Origin of the sequence: Leeuwenhoekiella parthenopeia, from assembly GCF_020782115.1 — a bacterium.
Taxonomy (GTDB): domain Bacteria; phylum Bacteroidota; class Bacteroidia; order Flavobacteriales; family Flavobacteriaceae; genus Leeuwenhoekiella; species Leeuwenhoekiella parthenopeia.
Window position 1 is genome coordinate 122,487 of the sequence record NZ_JAJGMW010000004.1, and the last position, 25,520, is coordinate 148,006.

General features: G+C 36.5%; 12 protein-coding genes. 9 read left to right on the top strand and 3 right to left on the bottom strand.

The features are described 5' to 3' along the window. Positions 1 to 258: 258 nt before the first annotated feature. Both LLW17_RS04620 and LLW17_RS04625 read right to left on the bottom strand, forming a co-directional pair. Positions 259 to 1,818, bottom strand: coding sequence for a sulfatase family protein (locus LLW17_RS04620; protein ID WP_228229091.1), 1,560 nt, complete (start codon positions 1,816 to 1,818; stop codon positions 259 to 261). Positions 1,819 to 1,836: 18 nt separating this feature from the next. Then, positions 1,837 to 5,826, bottom strand: a complete 3,990-nt coding sequence (locus LLW17_RS04625) for a hybrid sensor histidine kinase/response regulator transcription factor (protein WP_228229092.1) — start codon at positions 5,824 to 5,826, stop codon at positions 1,837 to 1,839. Between the two features lie 200 nt (positions 5,827 to 6,026). Between LLW17_RS04625 and LLW17_RS04630 the strand changes: the two genes are divergently transcribed. The 9 genes from LLW17_RS04630 (at position 6,027) to LLW17_RS04670 (ending at position 22,278) form a co-directional block, all read left to right on the top strand. Next, the gene (locus LLW17_RS04630) at positions 6,027 to 7,913 is read left to right on the top strand and encodes a right-handed parallel beta-helix repeat-containing protein (RefSeq protein ID WP_228229093.1); all 1,887 of its coding nucleotides are present in this window, start codon (positions 6,027 to 6,029) and stop codon (positions 7,911 to 7,913) included. A 22-nt stretch (positions 7,914 to 7,935) separates the two neighbouring features. After that, entirely contained in the window at positions 7,936 to 11,055 is a 3,120-nt protein-coding gene (locus LLW17_RS04635) for a SusC/RagA family TonB-linked outer membrane protein (RefSeq protein WP_228229094.1), read from the top strand. Between the two features lie 9 nt (positions 11,056 to 11,064). Continuing rightward, positions 11,065 to 12,708 carry a RagB/SusD family nutrient uptake outer membrane protein gene (locus LLW17_RS04640; protein WP_228229095.1) on the top strand — a complete coding sequence of 548 codons (1,644 nt, stop codon included), beginning with the start codon at positions 11,065 to 11,067 and terminating at the stop codon, positions 12,706 to 12,708. Positions 12,709 to 12,777: 69 nt separating this feature from the next. Next, positions 12,778 to 14,838 carry a hypothetical protein gene (locus LLW17_RS04645; RefSeq protein WP_228229096.1) on the top strand — a complete coding sequence of 687 codons (2,061 nt, stop codon included), beginning with the start codon at positions 12,778 to 12,780 and terminating at the stop codon, positions 14,836 to 14,838. A gap of 29 nt (positions 14,839 to 14,867) precedes the next feature. Beyond that, positions 14,868 to 16,703, top strand: coding sequence for a right-handed parallel beta-helix repeat-containing protein (locus LLW17_RS04650; protein ID WP_228229097.1), 1,836 nt, complete (start codon positions 14,868 to 14,870; stop codon positions 16,701 to 16,703). A 67-nt stretch (positions 16,704 to 16,770) separates the two neighbouring features. After that, positions 16,771 to 18,543 carry a right-handed parallel beta-helix repeat-containing protein gene (locus tag LLW17_RS04655; protein WP_228229098.1) on the top strand — a complete coding sequence of 591 codons (1,773 nt, stop codon included), beginning with the start codon at positions 16,771 to 16,773 and terminating at the stop codon, positions 18,541 to 18,543. Positions 18,544 to 18,570: 27 nt separating this feature from the next. Further along, the gene (locus tag LLW17_RS04660; protein WP_228229099.1) at positions 18,571 to 19,974 is read left to right on the top strand and encodes a sulfatase; all 1,404 of its coding nucleotides are present in this window, start codon (positions 18,571 to 18,573) and stop codon (positions 19,972 to 19,974) included. A gap of 15 nt (positions 19,975 to 19,989) precedes the next feature. Next, positions 19,990 to 21,561 (top strand): sulfatase family protein, encoded by a 1,572-nt coding sequence (locus LLW17_RS04665; RefSeq protein WP_228229100.1) that lies wholly within the window; start codon positions 19,990 to 19,992, stop codon positions 21,559 to 21,561. Between the two features lie 3 nt (positions 21,562 to 21,564). Beyond that, the gene (locus LLW17_RS04670; RefSeq protein ID WP_228229101.1) at positions 21,565 to 22,278 is read left to right on the top strand and encodes a sialate O-acetylesterase; all 714 of its coding nucleotides are present in this window, start codon (positions 21,565 to 21,567) and stop codon (positions 22,276 to 22,278) included. Positions 22,279 to 24,067: 1,789 nt separating this feature from the next. Here LLW17_RS04670 and LLW17_RS04675 read toward each other — a convergent pair. Continuing rightward, positions 24,068 to 25,513: a glycoside hydrolase family 30 protein gene (locus tag LLW17_RS04675; RefSeq protein ID WP_228229102.1), complete on the bottom strand. Its 1,446-nt coding sequence runs from the start codon at positions 25,511 to 25,513 to the stop codon at positions 24,068 to 24,070. Positions 25,514 to 25,520 lie beyond the last annotated feature (7 nt).

Here is a 25,520-nt window from a genome sequence, read left to right on the forward strand (position 1 = left end):
GGCCATTTTTAGGCTTTAAATCACAAAATTGAGGCAAGTATACTTTGCGCCTTAAAATCTTTTTTTAAAACGCTTTAAAATTCCGACTACAAACGTTTAGCCGTTTTTAATAAAGTTTGAGATGTTTTAATGCAAAATGGGCTGACTACACTTGAGCCTCGACACGAGTTTATAGATAATATCAGTTTGTAATTAATAGTATTTGAAGTTTAGTGCAATTAATTGGTATAGCCATTTTAAGACGGGTTAAATAGCTTTCTATTTAAAAACAACTTCTTTCACATCATTTTTATAATCCTCCCCTCGTAGTTTTAGAAAAATGGACTTCAACTCCTCAAGTTTTTCAGGATTTGTCTTTGCTAGATTATTTTGTTGACCTTGATCTTCAGAAAGATTATATAGTTGTTCTTCTGATAAATTGCCAACTTCTATTCCCACTTCTTCCCTGAAATTTCTCCCTGCATAAGCAGGTATATAAACCCAGTCGCCACTTCTTAGAGCCGTTTTGCCCGTCGCTTCAAGGATTAAGTGGTCGCGACCTTGTCTAGACTTACCCAATAAGGTGTTTAATAAATTTGTACTGTCCATTTCTTTGCTTTCGACCTTTATCCCTAAAAGTTCGGCAACAGAAGAAAGGATGTCCATTTGGCATACTAGAGCGTCCGAAACCGAGGGCTCAATTTTTCCTTTCCAGTAGGTTATAAATGGTACTCTCGTACCAGCCTCAAAAATACTATATTTTCCTCCCCTGAGTCCTCCCATCGGATCGTGACGACCTACCTTTTCAACAGCATCATCATAATAGCCATCATTCAATACAGGGCCATTGTCGCTTGAAAAAATGATTAATGTATTTTCCAAAAGACCCTCTTTTTGCAAGGTTTTCATAAATTCCCCAACACACCAATCTGCCTCTAAAATAACATCACCTCGGGGTCCTAAGCCAGACTTACCCTTAAATCTTGGATGCGGTGTTCTTGGGACGTGGGGCTGTTGCATTGCATAGTATAAGAAGAAAGGATTGTCTTTATGTGAGGCTACATAATCTTGAGCCTTCTTTAAAAAATGGTCTGCCATATCCTCATCACTCCATTTGGCTGATTCCCCACCTTTCATATATCCAATTCGAGGTATACCATTAACGATACTATTGTTGTGACCATGGTGCCATTTCATTTCTACGAGCTCAGGGTGACTTAATGCTGTAGGCTCATCGTCAATGTTGTTTAGATAATCTACTTCTATTGGGTCTTCTGAGTCTAAACCAACTACATTCCCATTTTGGATATATACTGTTGGCACTCGATCTTGAGTTGCAGCTAAAATATATGATTCCTCAAAACCAACTTCATTAGGTCCCGGGGAAATATGGCCATTCCAATTGATCATTCCCTCGCCTAAACCTAAATGCCACTTTCCAATTATTGCAGTGTTATAGCCTTTATTTTTCAATAATTTGGGCAATGTTAATTGCATTGTATCTATGAGGAGCGGTGCCGTTCCGGGTAGAATTTTAGCTTTTTCGTTGCGCCATGGGTAAATCCCGGTAAGCAACGCATATCTGCTGGGGGTACAAGTTGCAGAAGAGGCATAACCATTGGTGAATTTTATTCCTTCTCCAGCAAGAGCATCAATATTTGGTGTTTCCAATTCTGTAGCACCATATGCGCTGACGTCTCCGTAACCTAAATCATCGAGATAAATAATCACAATATTGGGTTTCGAGTTGTCACTTCTAACCTGTTGTTCGCTTTCAGTTTTTGATTTTTTACACGAAATTATAAAGATCAGCAGCAGGAGTAAATTATAACTTTTCATTTTTTCAAATTTGTTTTTCTATTTTTCTATTCTTGATTTATTGCGCCTTCTTAGCATTTCGATATATTTCCCAGGAGTGATATCTTTTTCTTTTTTAAACAACAAATTGAAATGTGCGTAACTTGAAATTCCTACAGCGTCCATTGCTTCCTGTACCCTGTCGCAACCGTTTTCAAAAAGATTTATGGCTTTTTTTATTCTTATAGTGTTGATGAAAGCCGTCGTACTCAAACCGGTTAATGACTTGATTTTTCGATGCAAATGCATTCGGCTCAATCCAAGCTCCTGGCACAAGTCTTCGACTGAAAAATCTGAATCGGAAATTTTATCAGAAATTATCGCACTTGCATTTTGTACAAATTTTTGATCGTAAGAAATGTAATGGCTTTCCGTTTTTTCAGTTGATCCATTTATTATTTGTTTTCTGAAATCATTTCGGGTTTCAGAAATATTCTTGATTTTTTGGAGGAACTGGTAGCTGTTAAAAGGTTTGTCAATATAGTCCCAGGCCCCAACATTGAGGCCTTGATTTTTGAACTCCTCTCCAGCCTTCGCAGTCAGCATTAAGACAGGAATATGTGAAATAAGAATATTGCTTTTAATTGCACGGCACATTTCAATACCATCCATTTCAGGCATCATTACATCGGTAATTATTAAGTCTGGCTGGTCTTCTAAACAGAGATCTAAACCCTCAAGGCCATTAGAAGCTTCAATAATTGAATAATCGTTTATTAAAATGTTTTTCAGGTATTTTCTTAAATCATAATCATCTTCAACAATAAGGATTTTCTCTTTATTATTATCAGCTAAGTCTTCTTCAAAATCGTGAGCTTTTCCGGGTGCTGTTTTGTTGATAATTACAGATACAATTTCATCTTCTGTTGCATATTCCTCTTCAATGAAAGCTTTTGATGATACTGGTAGCGTTATCATAAACTCAGTACCTCCCAATGAACTGCTGAGCACATTTATTTCTCCTTTATGAGCTTTAATCAAAGTGGATGACAAATGAAGCCCAATACCAGAAGAAGATCGGTCCTTTCCGTGAAAATGTCTATCAAAAATTCTTCTTTTATCTTCTGCAGAAATGCCTTTACCACTGTCTTTTACAAGGATGATTAAATACTCCATATCCTCTTTCCATGTGGGTTTTACTTCTATCTCAACCGTCCCGCCATATGGGGTATATTTAAATGCGTTTGACAGCAAATTGTAAATGACTTTTTCCAAAATATCTCCGTCAAAATGACAATAATAGCTTTCCGGTGCGATTAAAGAAAAGGTGACATTGGTGTTTTTGGCCTGCCAAGAAAAGGATTCCTTAATTTCCTTAACTAGAATACAGATGTCATTTCTAGAAATCCTGAGAATGCTTAATCCCGAATTAATTTTTCGGAAATCCAGAAGTTGGTCTACCAAATTCATCATTCTATTGGTGTTTCTCAACAAAATATTATGGCAAAACTCTCTATGCTTGTTCGTTATATTGCCCCTATGCAGATCGTCAATAGGCCCAACGATTAAGGAAAGTGGGGTCTTAAATTCGTGAGCTATGTCGGTGAAAAATACAAGCTTCATTTCATTAATCTCCTTCTCTTGCTCATTTTTAAAATTAGAAAGTTTGATCTGGGTTCTTAATCGTTCTTTATTAAACCAAAAATAAATCAGGGTGAAAATTATTACCAATACCAAAACAACGTAAAGTAAATAAGCCCACCAACTTAGCCAGGGAGCCGGTCGAATATTTATCTCTATAGTTCTCTCCAAACCTGACCACTCTCCATTTGGATTAGTTGCCTCAACCACAAAGCTAAAATTACCGCTTGGAAGGTTAGAATAACTGGCATATCTATCACTACTACCTACCTTTATCCAATCATCATCATAATCCTCAAGTTTATATCTGTATTTAGTTGCCCGTATATTGGCATAATTAGAACTTGAAAACTTAATTGTAAAATCATTTTGCTTATGATTAAATGTTAAATCATTTGTATTGTTAAGCCTTTTCTTAAGTATCTTCGTTCCTCCTATTTCTTCATCTACACTTACAGATGTATTATTCACCTCAAGTTCTGTAAACAATATTTTTGAAGGGTGACTATTGTCCTTCATTTCTCCTGACTGAAAATAATTTATGCCAGCAATATTTCCAAAGAATAGTTCTCCCCTTCTGTTTTTTGAGATTGCTTCAGTAAAGGTGTTGGTCAATAATCCATCATCATAATTGTATAATTTTGCTTGATTGCTTTGTGGCGAGTATTTAATAATGCCCTGAGAATTATTCAGCCATAAATTGGAAAAATTATCACTAATGATGCCCATTATTTTTTTATCTGGAAAATCTTCAATAACAACAGTCTCTATCTTGTTCTGATTCTGTTTTTTCAGTAATAGGCCTGTGTCAGTGCCAATATATAGTGATCCGTTTTCACTCTGGTAAAAGCACCAAATGGAGTTGTTTGGAATATTATAAGCACCAGCTATCTGCTCCTTATAGGTTTCCATAGACAAGACGTTTCCACTAAAATCGAGATTTAATTTAAACAATCCATTAGAGATGGTACCTACCCATATGCAAGAATTAAAATGATCTACTTTTAATGTAACGATCCTCAGATTTCTCAGGCTTCCCAGATTTTCAAATCTATCTTGAATAAATCCGACATAATCTTTTGTTTTTAAAATCAAACCATTAAAAGATCCGTAGTATTCATTCCCGAACATATCCTCACAAAAGCTTGTAATAAGCAGTTCATTATCCTTTTTGGCATCTCTAAAGATTGAAGACCGGATAAACTTTTTTTCATCGGGACTGTTCTGTTTAAAGAGACCTTTTGTAGTTGCCAAATGTACTATTCCTTTTAAGGTGTCTACCTTAAAAGGTTTTGCTCCTTCAGGTAAAAGAACTGGCTCTGTCAATTCATTTTTGAAAGTGTAGATATAAAATCTATCGGCTTGAATACCGTAGTAAACAGATTTATTCGTTGCGAATAAAGTCCTGACATGACCTTTTTCTGAGATGGGTAAGCTTCTAAATTTTTTGTTTTCGAGATTTGTATATACCAGACCCTTTTTATTTGAAACCCAAAGTGTGCTAGAGGCATCTACATATACATATAGTAAAGGATTGTTTACTAGAGAATTTTGCAAATTCTCATCTGATGCCTCTACAGTAGTTATTTGCAACGTCTCAAGATTTAAACTATATAGCCCTTCTTTAAATGTAGATAACCACAGATCATTAGATGTCCCTTTAGATAGGGTCAAAATATTGCTATTCAAAATCTCAAATTTTGATATCAGCTTTCCATCAACCAATTGGTAAAGTCCTAGGGGGCTTCCTATCCAAACACCATAATCCTTACTTTGAATAAGAGTATTAAAACTGGCATCTTCTGATCCTTTGATCAATTTGTAAGCTTGTCCTCTACTTTGCCAAATTCCGTTGTCAGTCGCATATAGAAAACTCTCATCGTTTAATATCTCAATATCTCTAATATTGAAACTGGTCAGGGCGGTCTGCATAATCTCAACAGAAAATCTATTGTTCTGTTCAATTAATTTAAGTAGTCCTTGACTCGTTGCTACAAAAATGTTCCCCTTGCGATCCTGAACAATATCATTGATAATCCCAAAATTTTCTGGAACTGCAACCCTGTTAATCTTACCATCTTCAAGAGAGTAATAATTTAAGCCATAGCCATCGGTACCAGCCCATATGCGCTTTTTATTATCTTCGAATAGACAGCTAATACGATTGCTAGATAAACTTGAACTATTGTTGTTTTCGTGAAAAAAGCTATTGACTTCAAAACCATCAAAACGATTTAATCCATCGTAAGTACCAATCCACACAAATCCTTCAGAATCTTGCAATATGGCGCTAACGTCGTGTTGGGATAATCCATCTTGAACCGTTAATGCCTTGAAATGCATTCTTTGTCCAAAAACGCCGACTGCAATAATGCAGAATACAAGTACGCTTAAAAGTTTCTTTGACATTTACTTTGAATAAAATCCTTAAGGCTGCTACTCAAATTTATCAATTAAAAATAGTCTGCAAGTTTCCAAAATCTATAAATATCAAGGATGTTACATATGGGTAGATTAATGTTACATACCAAAATAGTTCTGGATTACAATTTTAATAGATTTGAAAATATAATACGCATTCATTGATGAATTCGCAAAATACTATTTAAATGATTAAGATTTTTTCTTCTTTTAGAATTAAAATACTCCTATCCCATTTGGATCTTTATGTTCTTATTGCAGTAGTTTTTAGCTGTACGAGCACTTTTGGGCAAAAGACTTTGAATCTTGAAGAATTTGGTATTCAAGATGAAAAAGACGTGACACCTATAGTTGTAAAAGCATTAGAAAAATGCCAAGAAGAAGGCTATACCAAAATTGTTTTTCCACAAGGAACTTATCACTTTTATCCAACATTCGCTCCTGAAAGATATTGCGAAATAACCAACAACGATAATGGTTTAAAAAGAACCGCCTTCCCTTTAATTAATTTCAACGACTTTGAGATTGATGCCAATGGTTCTGATTTTATTTTTCACGGTAAAATGATACCCTTTATCATTGAAGAAAGTTCTACCCTCAAAATTTCAAATTTAAGCATAGACTGGGAAGTTCCGTTTGCCTTAGAAGGTTTGGTTGTCGCCAGAGATTCTACTTCACATACTTTTGATATTAAAGTTGACTCACCCTACTTAGTACAATACGGGCATCTTTATTTATCCCTTGAGCGTGAAGACTCACCCTATGAAAAAACATATGGTAAAAGATTTGCCACTATGGAACATTACAATTTAGAGGTTGGACAAAATATATTTTGGGATCCTAAAACTATGGCGCCATTGTATAATACAAGACTATACAATATGCCAGAGAAAGGTATTAATGCTGTTGAATTAGATAAAGGCTTAGTCAGAATATCAACCAATATTAATACACTACCGCCACTAGGATCTGTGATGGTCTCAAAAGGAGAGTATTTGCAAAACAGAACATCCCCAGCCTTTAGGGTTTTTAAATCAAAAGAATTAATCTTTAAAGATGTTAATGTACATCATGCCGGAGCAATGGGGTTGATTGCTGAAAGATCTCAAGACATAACCCTAGATGGATTTAATGTAGTTTTAAGAGAAGGTTCGGGGCGAATGATAACTACTACCGCTGATGCCACTCATTTTTGCAATACAAAAGGAACTATCACTATCAAGAACTGCATCTTTGAGAATATGCTTGACGATGCTACCAATATTCACGGTACTTACGTACGTGTAAACAAAATTATTGATGAGCGAACCCTTGCAGTAGAAACCTTTCACCCTCACCAAAACGGTTATTTATTTGCCGAAAAAGGGGATCTGGTAAGAATAACTGACCAACATAGTTTACAACCAAAAACTGAGGCCATATTATTAACTAAGGTTGAACGTGTAAATGAAAAAATTGCATACTTAACTTTTGAAGAGCCTATTTCCGATAAAGTAAACGTGTATGATGGGGTCGATAATACTACCTGGCACGCTTCAGCACTAATTGAAAATAATATTGTTAGAAACAACCGAGCTAGAGGCTTTCTTATTTCAAGCTCAGGTAGAGTTGAGGTACGTAATAATAGGATTGCTTCTCAAATGGCAGGAATGCGTATATCTGGTGACCTCAAATTATGGAATGAATCCGGACCAATTGATGGGTTAATTATAGAGAAAAACACGTTCATTAATAACCTTTATGGAGGTAACAAGCAGGCTGTTATACTTATTGATCCCGAAATAGAACAATCTGAATTTATTCCAAACCAGTTTTATCACCGGAACATCATCATCAAAAACAATGAATTTTACAGTTTTGATTCTCCCATATTAAAGGCAATTTCTATTGATGGATTGATTTTTAAGTCAAACAAAATTATCCAATCTGATTATTACAAGCCTATTTTTCCTGATGAACCAAACCTGACCATCATACACTGTAAAAACGTAGACTTAAAAGACAACACCTACATATCATTAACTGGTGAGCAAAAAGATCTAACCGTCTATAAGAATCAAAATACAATTAAGTAATTGACCTATATAAATTATACTCATGAAAATCAAAAAATTACTATTCTCTACAATTCTTTACTTGCTAATGGTCTATAGTGCCATAGCGCAATTTCAAGCAAGCGGAACTGTCAAGGATTCCGAAACAGGCGAGCCCCTACTCGGAGCAACTGTTATGGTGAAGGGTACCAACATTGGAACTGTTACTGATTTTGACGGAGCATTTCAATTAACAGTCCCCGATCAGGATGTAACCCTAGAAATTTCATATTCTGGATATCAAACGTTAGAGTTAGCAGCTGGATCAAATCTTCAAATTAATTTAGAAGTTGATATTTCCAAATTAAACGAAGTGGTCGTTATTGGCTATGGAACACAGAAAAAAAGTGATTTGACCGGTTCTGTGTCGGGTATGGATTCCGAAACCCTGGTCGAATCCCAGACCACCGATGTCTTCTCTGCAATGCAAGGGAGAATGTCTGGCGTTCAAATATCTTCTGATTCTGGCCAACCTGGTGGAGGAAGTAATATTACTATTCGAGGTCAAACTTCCTTGAATGGCACCTCATCTCCACTATTTGTTATTGATGGAGTACAAATTGACGTTAATTATAATGAGGTAGCAACCACGGGTTCTTCTCAGGCTAGAATAAATCCTCTTACCGGTATTAACCCTGCTGATATAGAATCGGTCGACATACTTAAAGATGCATCTGCGACGGCTATATATGGATCAAGAGGTGCAAATGGTGTAGTAATAATTACAACAAAATCGGGAGGAACAGATGGTCGCTTAGTTGCGGACTACACATATAACTTAGGAGTTTCTAACATTATTAAAAAATTGCCCGTTCTATCTGCTCAAGATTATCTAATATACCAGCAGGAAAGAGGAAATGGACAGTTTTTAAATGAAGACACAGATAATGATGGGGTTTTTGAAACTCCAAGAAATTTTGATGAATTACCTTCTTTTGATTGGCAAGAGGAAGGTTTGAGAACCGCCATTAGCCATCAACATCAATTGAATATGAGAGGCGGGAATAAAACAACCAATTTTTCTGCGGGATTAGGATACCTTAATCAGGAAGGGCTTGTCATTAACAATGATTACGATCAATACAACTTAAGATTGCGATTGAAAGGGGATGTTAATGATAGACTGAGTCTTACATTTTCTACTAATGGCTCTTATTCCGTATTAAGTGGAATTGCAAATAGTGGTGGTCCAGATAGTTTTACCGGGGTAACTCAACAGCTAGTATTGGGTAATCCCTGGAATATAAGAACAGATGACATCGACTTTGCTGATGATGCCTTCATAAGCCCAATAGCATTAATTGAGGAATCAGATAAGCAAACCAGTATATTACGATTTTTGGGCAATCTTAATATTGACTATAAGATTACCGATAATTTAACCTACACAGCCTTTACCGGGGCTAATATTAGTCATTCTAAAGTGAAGGAGTTTTATAATTCGAACACTGGATGGGGTAGATTACAAAATGGTCGTGCAATAGTTCGAGAAGTTGGTACTTACTCCGTCAACCACTCCTCGCAGTTAAACTTCAAAAAGAACTTTAGTCAAAACCATCAATTTGACGCTTTAGGTGCCCTTGAAATTTTCCACTATAACTATGAAGATTTTTTAAACGAAGTTATTGGCTTTGAGAACCAAACTACTGGAGTTAATAATATTAGTGTAGGAACTTCAGTAAGTGAATACAGCACACAACGTTGGAATACAAATCGACTTTCATTTCTTGGCAGGGTAAATTACACCCTATTTGAAAGATATCTTTTAACCGCGTCTATGAGAGCTGATGGATCTGATAAGTTTGGAAAAAACAATCGATGGGGTTACTTCCCTTCTGCAGCTCTGGCTTGGAAAATATCTGAAGAATCTTTTTTGAAAGACAGTAGAACTATTTCTAATTTAAAATTAAGACTGAGCTACGGTGCCACTGGTAATGAAAGAATCCCACCCTACACATATCTTGCACAATTAGACCCCGCGTTTTATGCCAGTAATGATAATCTTATTTTTGGCCTAGCCCCTTCTTCACTTCCCAATCCAAATTTGAAGTGGGAAACCACTAAGCAATCAAATGTTGGTTTGGATGTTGGACTTTTTAAGGGGAGGATAAGTTTAGGCGCTGATTTTTATCAGAAAATTACTACAGACTTATTGTTAAACGCACCCATTCCATCACAAAGCGGATTTAATTCTCAGTGGCAAAATATAGGTAGAATAGATAACACCGGTTTTGAATTACAAGTAACTACTTTCAACATAAACAAGAATAATTTCAAATGGAAAACAGATTTTAATATCTCTTTTAATAAAAATGAAGTTAAGGATCTTGGAGGAGCCGAATTTATACCAATTAGCACTTTTGGTGGCTGGCAAAGCAACGTTGGCCGTGTAATTGTCGGAGAACCAATCGGGACTATGTATGGATATGATTTTGAGGGAATTTATCAGATCGATGATTTTACTTGGCAAAATGACAGCGACCCAAACATACCTTTTGATGATAGGAATTTTGTTTTAAAAGAAGAACTGCCTGTTTATTCTGGAACCGCTTTGCCAGGCAGAATGAAATATAAAGATGTAAATGGAGATGGCTTTGTAAACGATGAAGACAGGAAAGTTATTGGAAATAGCAACCCACTTCATTTTGGAGGTATCAACAACACCTTCACCTATAAGAATTTTGATTTATCAGTGTTTTTCCAATGGTCCTACGGCAATGAGATTTATAATGCTACCAAGGTTAGACTAAATGGAGTGCTGCCGTGGATGAACATTTCGCCCGATTATTTCGAAAATCACTGGACTCCTGACAATCCAAGCAATACTGCTCCTGCCTATGGAGCCATTGATCAACAAATTGCAAGCTCATATTATGTTGAGGATGGATCTTATCTTAGACTCAGAACCGTTTCGCTAGGTTACCGAATTCCCAAAGATCTTACTAAACGATTAGGTTTTAATTCCTTAAGACTTAATCTTATTGGAAACAATTTAGCTACGTGGACTAATTACTCGGGCTGGGATCCAGAAATCAATTTCAATAATCCTCTACTTTCAGGACTTGACAGAATTGCTTATCCCAGAGCGAAAAATTTTACCTTAAGTATAAACGCAACTTTTTAAACAACAATCATGAAAATATTTATAAAAAATCTAGCCTTTTTAATTCTGATTCTTACAATCTATTCTTGTGAAGATACTTTAGAGCCAACACCATATTCATTCACATCTCCTGAAAATTTTTATCAATCTGCTCAAGATGCAGAAATTGCATTAGTGGGTGTCTACAATACCCTTACCGCAGGTAGTATTCAGGGAGAAGGTAATGCTGATTCCTTTAGAAGAGACCTTTATGAAATGTTAGTTGGTGGTACTGGCGAAGGTGTTGTACCGCTGAGATTTGCAAATAATAGAGGAGGCCAGTTTGGCACTGCGGCTTTCACCAGCCAGGATAACGAGATCAACTTTACCTGGTTTTTCCTATATGCCGGTATTAGTAGAGCAAATAGTCTTATTGAAAATTTACCCAACATTCCGGATGATGATTTTATCGGTACAAGAAAAGTTGAAATTGAGGCAGAAGCTAAATTATTAAGAGGCTTTTTCCACACGATATTGTCTATGATGCACGGAGCTATACCCATTTATACCAGAACAGATGAAGATCCTACAAAAGGGAGACAGCCTGTTCAAGAAGTGTATACCCAAATACTTGAAGATTATGAATTTGCCTACCAAAATCTTCAGGACAGGGGACCTTTGGCAGCAAGCGTTAATAAATGGACGGCAGCGGGTTTATTGGTAAAAGTTCATACGTACTTAGCCAGTATGAAAACCAATGGGCTCAGTGATTTTGGTTATTCACCAAATTCTTTTGAGTGGGTTGATGCCAATACCAGTTATGGCAATGCGGTAACGATATCTAATGATATAGTTGCCAATAGCGGATATATATTAACTCCAAATTACGATCGCTTATTTAGAGAATCAACCAAATCAGCTCAAGCAGAGGAAGTATTGTTTGCAGCCGAAGCGTCGTCAGATGCATCACAACAGGTGATTAATATTGTGGTAAATAATTTTATTCCTCAGGGAAACCCACAAACTGTGGGAGGTGGCTCAGGGTGGACTCGTCCAACGGGAGAGCTTTATGATCTTTACAGCTCAAATGATTTCCGCTTTAGTCATAATGTTTCTGGCAATCTTGGAGGCAATCCTAACATACTTGATGTTGTAGAAATTGATGGAATAAGATATTATCAACCCCGTATATTACCCGGAAAAAATAATGGCTTTATGAGTATTGGTAAGTACCGAATGAAAGACCCGGATCAAAAAACCTATGCTCCCTGGGCTTCAGGAATTTCATTTCCACTGTTGCGTTATGCAGATATACTTCTTTTAAGAGCAGAAGCCCTTTTTTATACCGGAGACGAGCCTGGAGCAAGAGCAATTTTATCAGAACTGAGGCAGCGATCAGTGGTTGAACCAGCTCTGGTTGATGATCTTGACACAGCCTATTTCAATCCAGACTTTATTAAAGAACTACAGGAAGAGCGTTCAAGAGAGCTCTGCTTTGAAATATGGAGAAGATTTGATCTAGCGCGATTTAACATATTTGATGAAACCATAAACTCACTCGATACAGATAATGGGTTCTATAATGATGACGTAGTGCTACTGCAGCAAAATTGGATATCAGAAAAAGTATGGTTTCCAATACCATTACAACAAATCGATTTGAACCCAAATCTTGTACAGAATCCTGGGTACTAATATGGCCTGACAGCTTTGAATAATCCCCATTTTGCAACACTTGATTCAAATAATTTATTAAACAGAAAGTTGAAACACCTTATTTTTTTAATCACATTGATATCCATTTTGCTTGAATCAACAAGCTTAAGGGCTCAGCAAGCTGTGTCCGATAAATCGCTTGAAGACAAGGAGGTTTTTGAATTGGGATTTCCTAAAACGCTTTCTTTTAGAAATGACAAATGGCTTCTTACTTCAAACTATGAACAATGGGAAAAAGGCCATATCCAAACTAATGGAATCACTAAAAAATATCTGCAAGAAGAGACAAATATGCCTCCAATTGCAGCTCAATGGGCCAGTAATTATGTTCAGGATCATCCCGAAAAATTGATGCTGGTTCATTTAAATGGTGAGGCCAGATCAGTAAATGATAAAGCGACTTTCAATAAATATTTCCCCGGTCATTGGGTCTATGAAAAAGGAAGTGAATTAAAAGAAGACATACAAAAGAATCAAAAAACAATTTTATTGGACGATGCATCTCCCTTCTCACTCAAGGCGTATCAGGTTCACGGTCATAATACAACTATCGCCTTTAGACCACACGATATTCTGTTGGTAAAAATTGATCAGGAGGGCAATCGTATTTGGGACGACTATGAATTTGCAACCCTAGAAGCTGTTGATTATCAAACTAATGCAATTGTAATTAAAAGAGGGCAACACGGAACAAAAGCAAGAAGCTTCAGCAAGTCAAACACCTATATCGCTCCAGTTGCTGGAGATATTTGGGGAGGCAATCTGATGTTTTACTATAATTTATCCTCCGCTTGTCCATTAGATCACAATGGTCAAACAGCTGCAGATGTTTTTTTATGTGAAATGAAAGAATGGTTTGGAAAAGGCGGTCAACTAGAAAATATTGATGGAATTGGTTTTGATGTCAATTATTTTAAAGTCAAACATAAAACCTGGGATTGTAATAATGATGGCATTATAGATAATGGCCTCATAAACGGTAAAAACATATGGCAAGAAGGAGACCTACATTTTCTAGAAAATATTCGTAAAACCTTTGGTCCGGAATTTATAATTACAGCCGATGGATGGAATGATGGAATGCAAAGGGCTGTTGGAATTTTGAACGGGATGGAGTCAGAAGGACTTTGTAGGTGGAATGATGGATTTCGACAAATTTCAAGAACCATAAACCAGCATATGTATTGGAATATTCACAATTCCGCTGCTTACAAATTTAGCTACATCACCTCTAAACTTAGAAATCCTAACGATATTTTGATGGCTGACCAATTGAGAAGACTTGGTTTAGGAATAAGCAGTTGTCTAGGGGTAACTTACTCCCCGTCTGCAAATCTTAAAATACCTGAAACAGTAGGAGGAATTCTAAATCAACCTAATTGGCTGGGGCAACCAACTGGTCCTATGAGATATGTGCTTGATAATAAAATTGACCTTTTGGAAGATAGTGGCGTGACCATGAGCAATGCAATCATTAAACGCTTTGATTTAGAAAAAACAACTTACAAAACTGATAATGGTCAACTCTTTTTGAAAGGAACAGACCTAAATCATCGCAAAGATATGGTTCTTAAAGGACCAGAAATAAAAGCTTACTCCGGAGACTTACTTATTTTATTGGAAGCCAAAGCAGTTGATGGATTGCTTGATGTTGATGCCGAAAGCCTGGTGCCTAGAAAGATCAATATTAGATTGGAAGGACTACCAAAATATCCCGAAGAACCCATGAATTCACATCTCCTTTATAATGATCTTTCTGGATTTATGGGTGTAAAAGGGTACACTCCTCTAATGTATTATTTCAGGAATGTGGGGAACACCAACTTACAGCTGATTTTTGAGGTTGAGGAACAAGGAGAGTTTGTTATCAAAAATCTTCAGATTTTCAATTCATCTTGTCTGATAACACGGGAGTTTCAAAACGGACTGGTAATAGCAAATCCATCGTTACAGCCTATAAACTTGAACAGTAATCAAATTTTTTCCGATCAATTTAAATACCAGGGCCTGGAAATACCGAATAAAATTGAAACGCTAAAGACCAATGCCGATATTCCTATAAATATCCCCGCATTAGACGCTTTATTTATAATAAAAAAAGATCTCTAGCTTTCTTAAACGGAAGTTTACTTAACACTATGAAAAAAACAACATTCTTTTTATATCTCCTCATTTTTTCAACCGTTTCGGCAATTGGAAAAACAACCAATCCAATCGTTATTAGCCCTAAAAAAGGTGATATGACAGCTATAATCGCTAAGACTCTTGAAGAAGTTCAAACCGAAGATATTCATCTTATTTTTGAAAAAGGAGTTTATAGATTCAAGCCCGATTACGCCCGTGGAAAATACATGGATATTACTAATCACGGTAATGGCTATAAGCGAATTATTTTTGATTTCAGTAAGTTTCGTTCTGTTATCATTGAAGGTAATGGAGCTGAGTTCGTTTTTCACGGTCAGCTTATGCCCTTTCTGTTTGAAAATTCTAAAAACATAAAAGTAAGTAACCTAACTCTTGATTGGGACATCCCATTCACATTTCTTGGAGAAGTAGTTGCCGTAAATGAAAAAGAAGGATGGCGAGACATTAAACCATTTCACGAAGGATTTTCGTGGAAAGTTAAAAATGGTTTTTTAGAGTTTCCTAATATCGATGATTTTAGCTACGAATACCCTGGGAGTACGCTTGCCTTTGATCCTATAGAAAAACGACCTGTTCACGGAACCTGGGATATAAATAGTAAACCAGAAAAAGTAGAAAAATTGCCTGGAGGTATTTTAAGGTTTCATGAGAAACTTAACTATTACCCTCCTATTGGATCCTTACTAAGTTCAAAGGGTGATCGCGAACACGATCGCTATGCTCCAGCTTTCGATTTTAAAAAGTGTAACAATATTGAGCTTGACAATATTGTAATACACCACGCCTTAGGAATGGGTTTTCTTTTTGAACGATCTGAAAATATCAAATTGGGAAATTCTGGGATTTACCTTAGAGAAGGAACTAATCGTGTCATATCTACAACTGCTGACGCTACCCATTTTGCCAATTGCAAAGGAGCTATTTTAATAGAAAGCTGCAGGTTTGAAAATATGCTGGACGATGGAACAAATGTTCACGGCACTTATGTTGAATTAGATGAAGTAATTGACCAGAAAACTTTAAGGGTAAAATTGGGCCACTTTGAGCAAAGAGGCTTTGATTTTGTCATTCCTGGGGACGAGGTTTGGTTTATAAAACAGCCGTCTCCCGAACGAAGAGAGACTGCTGTAGTTAGCCTCGTTAAAACTGTAAATGACGAGTATTTAGAAGTACATTTTGTTTCAGATGTTCCTATCGATCTTCAACCTGGTGATATTCTGGAAAATAAGACCTGGAATCCAACCTTTACGATGAGAGGATGTATCATTAAAAACCACAGGGCAAGGAATGTGGTTCTTAAGACACCCCTAGCAACTGTAATTGAAGACAACTATTTTTCTTCTATGATGTCTTCGATATTTTTCAGAGGAGAAACATTTTTCTGGTATGAATCTGGTGCTGTAGAAGATGTACTTATTCAGAATAATATTTTTGAATATTGCGCTTACAGTGGCATGGAACATGCTGTTTTAAATATAACGCCAAGGCTTTCTAATGCCTTCGATACCACTACAGTTTACGATAAAAATATACGGTTCATAAACAATACCATCCACACCTTTGATAATAGAATTGTAAGTGCAGACAGAGTCGATGGCTTAGTCATAAAAAACAACACTATTTTAAAAACTGGCGGCATTGAAGAATTATATCCGGAAGCACCTCTTATTGAACTAATTAATTGCCAAAACACCAAGATAAAAGACAACTTTTATGAAGGTGATTGTAAAGTTGCAATAAAAGCTGACGAGCACAGCCTTCAAACACTCCTTACAAAAGACAATGAGGGTTTTGATTCTATAAAAAACAAAAACAGTAACAAACCCTAATCCTGATTAAATAGCCAATTCCTTTTCTAATAATTAAAACAAGATTCAACAAATAATAAAACTAATTATGAACCGATTTTGCGCCTATTTTTTATTGATGCTTTTAACCGCACCTTATGTCAACGCGCAGTATCAATTCTCTCTACCGGATCATTTTAGAACGGCGAGAGACCTGCCTTTGACAGATATACCAACAGGATTAGATGTAAATTTAATAGACTTTGGGGCAGTTCCAAATGATGGTAAAAATGATACACCAGCCATTATGAAGGCACTTAATTTCTGTAAAAAAATTTCGCAGTCAGGTCCTGGCGTTAGGCTCCTATTTGAGAAAGGAATATATGATTTGCACAGCAACCCCAATGCTCCAAAAAGAACGCATATCCTTGATTTAGCCAATACTAAAAACATTATCGTTGATGGTAACGGGGCGGAAATCATTGTACACGATCCTTTGAAAGGATTTTTCTCTTTATTCAAAAGTGAAAATATTATCATTAAGAACTTCTTTATTGACTATGACCCTTTACCTTTTACTCAAGGAAAAATTACCGAAGTAGATAAAGAAAATAAATTTTTTAAACTTAAGATCAATGCAGGTTTTCCAAGTTTAAAAGAAGATATGTTTCAACAGGCTTCACGTGTTTGGGGTATGCTTATGGATCCTAATATTCCCGGAAAATTAAAAGATGGTGCTCCAAATCTATTTGCATCAAAAGATTTTGAAGAAGTTTCGCCAGGACATTTCAAAATAAAAATAAATTCTCTTAACCTATTAAGTTCGATTGAGGTTGGAGACTTATATGTACACATGGCAAGAACAAATGGTATGAGCATTTTTAAAACTGGCAACAGTAAAAATATTACCTATTTAAATAATACCAATTATTCAAGTCCTGCTGGCAGCTACAATGCCTTCGACATGGAGGAATGGAATATAATTGGGGCTCAGGTTAAGTTAAAACCCGGAAGAATACACAGTGCAAATGCTGATTGTGTACACGTCAACGGTGGGAAATTCGGTCCCTGGATAGAAAATAGTCTTTTTGAAGGTTATAGTGATGACGCAATCAATATGAAAGCAACTAAAAGGTATATTTTAGAACAGAGGTCCTCAACTGAACTTATTGTAAAGTTTCAGATTGCTAAAGGTGAACTTATTAAGGTCTTCAATCCACGAGAGGGAAAATTAATTGGACAATTTAAGGTTATTGACAATAAGTATCTCGGGGATAATGAAGTAGCGATAACGCTCGATAAGCCGCTTGAAGAAACACTAAATACAGGAGAAACTAAAAAGAACGACTTTATTTATTTGGACACCCAGGCCAATGAGTCTTTTGTAATTCGGAACAATACCTTTAGAAATGCCAGGAGATATGGCATCCTACTCCAAAATGCCTATGGGGTAATAGAACGCAATGTTTTTGCAAACTTAAGTCAATCTGCAATCACCATAGAGAACGGCGTGGATTGGGGAGAGGGTTTCGTAGCGCATGACATCCTCATCAATAAAAATCTTTTTAAAAATTGTGGTTATGATCTAGCATATTCACAACAGGATAATGCTGCCACCATTAAAATGAGCATTGGCAAATTGAAAAATCCGGATAGCAAAGAAAAATGGAGCGGAGTAGAAACTGTGAGTTGGCAAGGTATTGAGAATATTACAATTACCAACAACACCTTTTCCTACAATAAAAGAGCATTAGCAGTAGAATGTACGATCAACACCGTTGTTAAATCCAATCAATTCATTAGAAACTCCGAATATCCGTCAGAAGTAGATGAAATTCTGATGGAAAAAAATAATACCAATTTAGTCTTTGAAAATCCCTAATTGGCTTAAACAAAATACTTCTGCGCTATGTTAAGATCAACCAGTAAACCTTCCTGCTCTATATTAAAGATACTCACGTTTATTATATGCTACTCGTATGGATTTGCAGGCTCTAAAATTCAAAATCAACATGTCAAAAAGCCAAACATTATCTTGTTTTTTGTAGATGATTTAGGATGGGCCGACTTAGGATTTCGCAATGAAATATTCGACACACCTAATATCAATAAATTAGCAGAATCTGGTATTGAATTTACGCAGGCCTATATAGCCAGCCCTACGTGTAGCCCAAGTAGGGCCACCTTGTTAACAGGTCAACATCCGGCACGTTTGCAAATGGTTCGACATATTCCTGGCGGCAAAAAAAATGGATTCGATAAGTTTGATCGTACCGACATCGAATTTAATTATTTAGATAGAGACCCGGCTCAATTTCCATCAAGGAATTGGTTGCCACTAGAAAAAACCACATATGCTGAGGCCCTGTCTCAATTGGGTTATTACAATTTATTTATTGGTAAGTGGCATTTAGGACATGAAAAATACCATCCAACACAACAGGGTTTTGACCAACAAATAGGTGTCTCAAATGATGGCCATCCAAAATCCTATTATCCACCCTATTTCAAGCGGAAAGATTTATTTACAGATGACAATAACACTTATTTAACCAACAAACTTACAAATGAAGCTATAGCATTTATCGAAAACTATAAAAAGAATCAGCCCTTTATGCTTACATTTTCTTATTACTCGGTACATACTCCTCACCAGGGCCGTAAAGATTTAATAAATGAGTATAAAGAACGAGGTTTAGAAGATAGCTACGCAAACTATGCCGCAATGGTAAAGGCCACAGATGAATCTGTGGGTAAGGTCTTACAGGCAGTCAAAGAAAAAGGAATAGAAAAAGAAACCATAATTCTGTTTTTATCCGATCAGGGAGGGTATTTTGAAAATAGTCCGTTAAGAGGTGGTAAAATGGCAGAAACTCTATTTGAAGGAGGCTCACGGGTACCGTTTTTTTTCTATTGGCCAGGCGTTACAACACCCAAAACTAAAAACCCTTCTATAGTGCAATCAACCGATATTTTTCCAACATTGATCGAAATTGCTGGAGGTGATGTGAGTAAATATGAGAATCTAGATGGCATTTCTTTAATGTCAACTATTAAAAACGGGAATTCTCTTCAAAGGGGACCCATTTATGGTTACCGCGCTTATGAAGATTTGTATGTTTCCGTGCGTGACAACGACTGGAAATTATTGGCATACCGCAATGGAAAGATAGAATTGTTCAATATTGCAAATGATATTAAAGAATCGAATGAATTGTCAAAAAAACATCCAAAAAAGGTAAATGAACTTTTAAAAGAATTAAAACTTTGGGAGAAACAGATGGGTGTGGAATCCTATTCTGGCGTTCAATAAATCTCATTACCACCTATGAAACAGCTAATTCCTCAACTCATCTTATTTTTTTTATTTCAGACATTGACTTCCTGTGAATTGCAACAGAAGGAAACTAGCAAACCACCTAACATTCTTTTTTGCCTTGCTGATGATGCCACTTGGAAACATATGAGTGCATATGGAACCAAGTGGATTAGCACACCTGCTTTTGATAGAATTGCAAAAGAAGGATTGCTATTTAATAACGCGTACACCCCAAATGCAAAATGTGGACCCTCCAGAGCCATAATTTTAACTGGACGCAATACCTGGCAACTGGAGGAGGCTGCCAATCATCTTGCTTATTTTCCCACAAAATTTAAGACCTACCCTGAGGCGCTTTCAGAAAATGGATATCATACGGGTTATACCGGGAAAGGTTGGGCACCGGGAACTGCCTTAAATAAAGATGGGAGTGCAAGAGAATTAATTGTAAAAGCTTATAATAAGGTGAAAAAGGAGGTGCCTACAAGTGGTATCTCTAAAGTCGACTATGCTGCAAATTTTCAATCGTTTCTTGATTTAAAAGATAAAGATGCTCCCTTTTGCTTTTGGTACGGCGGGCACGAGCCTCACAGAGCGTATGAATATGGAACAGGAATAAGTGTGGGTGAGAAAAAAATAGAAATTCTTGATTCTGTTTTTCCGTACTGGCCACAAACAGAAATCGTCAAGAACGACTTGCTTGACTATGCTTTTGAACTCGAATATTTTGACCAGCAATTGGGAGAGATTCTTAAAGTCTTAGAAGAAAAGGGTGAGTTGGACAATACAATAATTGTCGTTACATCAGACAATGGAATGCCCTTCCCAAGGGTCAAAGGCCTGAGTTACGAACACTCCAATCATTTACCAATGGCCATTATGTGGAAAAATGGAATAAAAGATCCGGGAAGAGTAATTGATGATTATGTTAGCTTCATAGATATTGCAGCCACTTTTGTTGATTTGGCCGGTTTTACTTACCAAGATTTGGGTATGCAGACTATTCAGGGTAATAGTTTAAGACCCTATTTTAACAATCAGATAAATGAATATGCTTCACCTAAACAAGATTACGTTTTATTAGGACAGGAACGTCACGATGTAGGTCGACCCAATGATGTTGGATATCCCGTTAGGGGCATCGTGAAAGATGGCTTTATGTATTTAATTAATTATGAAGAAGATCGTTGGCCTGCAGGAAATCCGGAAACAGGTTATACCAATACTGATGGCAGCCCTACTAAAACCCAAATTTTGGAATGGAATAGGAGCGGAAAAAATTCAGAATATTGGGACTATAATTTTGGAAAACATCCAAAGGAAGAACTCTTTCAAATTAGTGTCGATGAATCCTGTATGACGAATTTAGCAGGCATCGAAGAATTTAAAGTTATTCAAGATTCTTTAAAATTCCTTTTAGAAAAGGAATTAAGAAAGCAAAATGACCCACGAATATTTGGCCACGGTGCTGTTTTTGACAACTACATTCCTGATAGAAATGTAAATTTTTACGAAAAATATATGAAGGGTGAGCAGGTAAATTCTGGATGGATAAACGAATCGGACTTCGAAAAAAATTAGATCATGAGATATAGAAACTTTTTAGTTTTACTGGGCTTAATTATTTTCTTCGCCTCATTTCAAGAGAAAGATCGTGAAAAACATCTTTTCATTTTATCAGGACAATCAAATATGGAGCTATTACAACCCAATGAATCATTTATTCCTATCTTAAGCAAGAGGTTTGGAAAGAAGAGTATTACGGTTGTAAAATTTGCGAAGGGTACGCAGCCCATTAGGAAATGGTATAGAGACTGGAAACCCTTAGAAGGCAAAGAACCAAAAGCAGACCCTATTCTATATGATTCTTTAATGATAAGAGTCAGTCAAAGTATAAACAGGGAGGATTTCTCTACAGTTACTTTTGTATGGATGCAAGGTGAACGGGATGCACATGAGTCCTTGGGTAATGTATATGAAAAAAGCCTATTAGGTCTTTATCAACAATTGTCTAATGACCTAAACAGGAATGATGTTAATTTCATTATAGGAAGGTTGAGCGACTGCGGCTTAACCAAAAAAGGATGGCCAGATTGGTCTATGATACGTGAAATACAGGTGAAAGTAGCTGAATCCCATCCACGATTTGGCTGGATAAATACCGATGATTTAAATGAAGGTGTAAATAGAAAAGGTGAAATTATACAAAATGACATCCATATGTCTAGAACCGGATATATTGTTATGGGAGAACGTTTTGCACGTAAAGCAATAGAACTTATCGAATCAAACCCATAATAGTTGAAAAAACATTACCTATTAGTGTGAAAAGAATAAAGATGCTTAAATAATAATCGAGCAATTAGCTCTAATTATTGTGAAGACATTAGTTCGGCACATTTCAAATAATAATGAATCTATATATGTTTTAATTCTAATTGGTGATTAACGCTATCGAATTTGACTAAGACTTAATAGTCTCGCAGAATGTAAATTAGTTAGCTCGATATAGTATTAAATCTATTGATTTCTCATGTATATTTATGAGGTCCACGAAATGTGAATGGGCTTTCATAACAAGCAATTTTTTTTTAAAACTGAGCATTTTGAACGCTGTTGCTCAAAATTAAATAAAAGAACATATAGCTGACTCCAGTAATTAATAAATTACACATAGAAATCCTTTCCTTCCCAATCCACAAAACGGGAATCATCGAGTTCACTTCAGCATTTTATATCATCTGGAAATAATCATCAGAATTCGGAACTCATCGGTTTTCTGAAAGAAGACATCAGCCTTGAAACGCCAACAGATTAGATTTATTTGTCGCAAAATCTTCACTGAAACTAAGGACTCGCAGCGCTTTTGTCGCAAAACTCTGAAGATCAATCAACTACGATAAATCGTAACAATATGATTATCAACAACTTGAGTCTGAAAATGTATCCCGTAACATCGCGCAGCGTGTTACCCTCTTGCTAATCATTTTCCTTCGCTTCGCTCACTAAAATGTTACTTTTTCTACTCCAATTTAGATAAAAAAATTCTCATTAATTTTGATTGCAAATGCCCGTAAATTAAATGAGAAGCAAAGCCATTTACTTATTATATCCGGAGCGTTTTTCTAACTGAACGTATCAGCGCAGAACGCATCAACTACCGGGTATTTTAGTATCAGGCCAACGCAAAAGGCAATCACAAATGCAGTTCCACTTACTTCCCATAGCGCCATCGCGTTTCCTTTTCGACCCTACCCTATTTAAAATTTAGCAAGGAAGAGCTTTTATAAAAAGTGCGACAGGGGAGCCTGGTTATGCAAAGCGGCTCCGGCTAAATTTTAGTTCTTAAACGAAAAGGAAACGGGTGCTGTGCAGGATGTTGAACTACCGGTTTAAAGTTGGTTAAAAAGTTTCCTGGAGAAACGCAACCTTGAAGTCAGCAGGATCAGGCGAACGCAATTCTTTTTCAGGATTGGGTTCAAGATTTTGAAATGAACCTCTTTTCCTATAATGGAGCCTTTCGCGGAATGGAAGGAAATGGGGTTTATTCCCCTACCCTTGAATACCAAGTCGTGAGATATTGAAAAGTGAAGTAAATTCCGCTCCAAATATTTTCATAACGAAATAATCCTAATTGTGAATTGCTTTCAGAATAATTCTGAAGCCAATTACAAAACCTACATATCAATAATGGTAAAATAGTAACAAAACGTTAAAAATGTTAAAGTTTAAAATCCGGTGTACGATTCGGTGAGTCATTAAAAACACCCATTTCTAAACCCCTGAAAACACTGGTACTCCCAGATTAGTTCGAGTCCCGTCCAGACCGCAAAAAGCTCTTCAAGAAATTGAGGAGCTTTTTTCGTTTATAGCGCTTTATTTCTGAAATATCAGGAACGAGAAGTGTACAAGATAAGGCTCTGATTCATGTTTAAAGCCATTTTAGGCTTTAAATCACAAAATTGAGGCAAGTGTATTTTAAGCCTTCAAATCGCTTTAAAATTCCGTTTACAAAGGTTTTGGCGTTTCAAAAAAGTTTGATGGATTTTTATTAAAAATAGGCTGATTACATTCGAGCCGTTTCCTTTTAATACATCAAACTTTGGATACTGTGCGCCGGTATAGTTAAATGAGTTTCGGAGTTATCTACCCGTAAATTAAATACCTGCTCTTCATTAGTCTTATTCATTACCAAAGTGACTATTGAACCATCCTCATTTAAAAACGAAGTACTCAACAGAACACTTCTGCTTACAGCGGTACTCAAACGACGAGCACCGGGACGTATAAACTTTGAGAAATGGCCTATATAATAATACGAAGGCGTAAAAATCAATTCCCCAGTTTGTAAATCTGCATGCACAGGAGCAAAGCAAAAGTTACCCACGTGATTAGGTCCTCCATTTTGATCCAGAAGAATATTCCAATCGGTCCAGGCAACCGTACCATTATTAAAGTCGTTTATCATTTGTTCTCCATAGCGTTCCGCATTAGGCCAAAACTGATACCTGGTAGCATCAAACTTCTCGATACAGCCTTCGGTAAACATCAGGTTCTTATCAGGATACGCCTCCTGAACCCGATTCACGTTTTCATAGAGAGGATTTGCACCCGTCCAGGTCTCGTACCAGTGAAATCCCGTACCCCAGGCATACTTTGATGCTTCTGGATCTTCAAAAATCACATTAGCACGATTAACCATAAGGTCCCTGTTATGATCCCAAACCACAATATTTTTCGAGCCTAAGCCTGATTTCTCCAATGTAGGCCCCAGAAAGTCTTTCAGAAAATCACGTTCTTCCTCTGCGGTATAAATACAAGATTCCCAGGTTTGAGTGGCCATCGGTTCATTTTGAATGGTTAAACCCCAAATGGGTAATCCTTCGGCTTCATAAGCTTTAATAAACCTGACGTAATAGTTTGCCCAATTTTGACGAAACACATTTTTAATTTTACCTCCTTTTAACATACTGCCGTTAGTTTTCATAAAGGCAGGCGGACTCCATGGACTTACGTAAAATGTAAGATTATTGCCTGCAGCGTTCATCGCCCGTTTAATCATAGGAATTCGATACTGTTTATCGTGATCTATAGAAAATGTGGTTAAATCTGCATCGCCCTCCTCGACATAGGTGTAGCTTTCAGGGCTAAAATCAGAACTGTGAATGGTGGTTCTTAAGAGCGTATATCCTATACCTGTATTGGGATCAAAATAAGCATCTATCAGATGCTGCTGTTTCTCTTTTGAAAGTGATGCAAAAACCACAGCACTGGCATCGGTTATTGCACCGCCAACTCCCAAAAAGCGCTGGTATTTTTTTGAGGGATTAACAAAAATGGATATTTCAGTTTCAAGCGGCTGATCTGCTTTTGTAAAAACATACTCACCTGCTTTTTCCAAACGTAATTGAGAATCTTTTGCAGTAGTATACATCGTAAGCTTTTGATTTAAAAAATCACGCTCCTGAGCCTTGCCGGAAAGAACACTTAAAAAACAAATTAAAAAAGCCGTGTAACGTATATGATATCTCATTTGGTAA

Coding starts and splice junctions, on each gene's coding strand:
- LLW17_RS04665 (WP_228229100.1), top strand. CDS start 19,990: ATGAAACAGCTAATTCCTCAACTCATCTTATTTTTTTTATTTCAGACA.
- LLW17_RS04620 (WP_228229091.1), bottom strand. CDS start 1,818: ATGAAAAGTTATAATTTACTCCTGCTGCTGATCTTTATAATTTCGTGT.
- LLW17_RS04635 (WP_228229094.1), top strand. CDS start 7,936: ATGAAAATCAAAAAATTACTATTCTCTACAATTCTTTACTTGCTAATG.
- LLW17_RS04670 (WP_228229101.1), top strand. CDS start 21,565: ATGAGATATAGAAACTTTTTAGTTTTACTGGGCTTAATTATTTTCTTC.
- LLW17_RS04655 (WP_228229098.1), top strand. CDS start 16,771: ATGAACCGATTTTGCGCCTATTTTTTATTGATGCTTTTAACCGCACCT.
- LLW17_RS04640 (WP_228229095.1), top strand. CDS start 11,065: ATGAAAATATTTATAAAAAATCTAGCCTTTTTAATTCTGATTCTTACA.
- LLW17_RS04625 (WP_228229092.1), bottom strand. CDS start 5,826: ATGTCAAAGAAACTTTTAAGCGTACTTGTATTCTGCATTATTGCAGTC.
- LLW17_RS04650 (WP_228229097.1), top strand. CDS start 14,868: ATGAAAAAAACAACATTCTTTTTATATCTCCTCATTTTTTCAACCGTT.
- LLW17_RS04630 (WP_228229093.1), top strand. CDS start 6,027: ATGATTAAGATTTTTTCTTCTTTTAGAATTAAAATACTCCTATCCCAT.
- LLW17_RS04660 (WP_228229099.1), top strand. CDS start 18,571: ATGTTAAGATCAACCAGTAAACCTTCCTGCTCTATATTAAAGATACTC.
- LLW17_RS04675 (WP_228229102.1), bottom strand. CDS start 25,513: ATGAGATATCATATACGTTACACGGCTTTTTTAATTTGTTTTTTAAGT.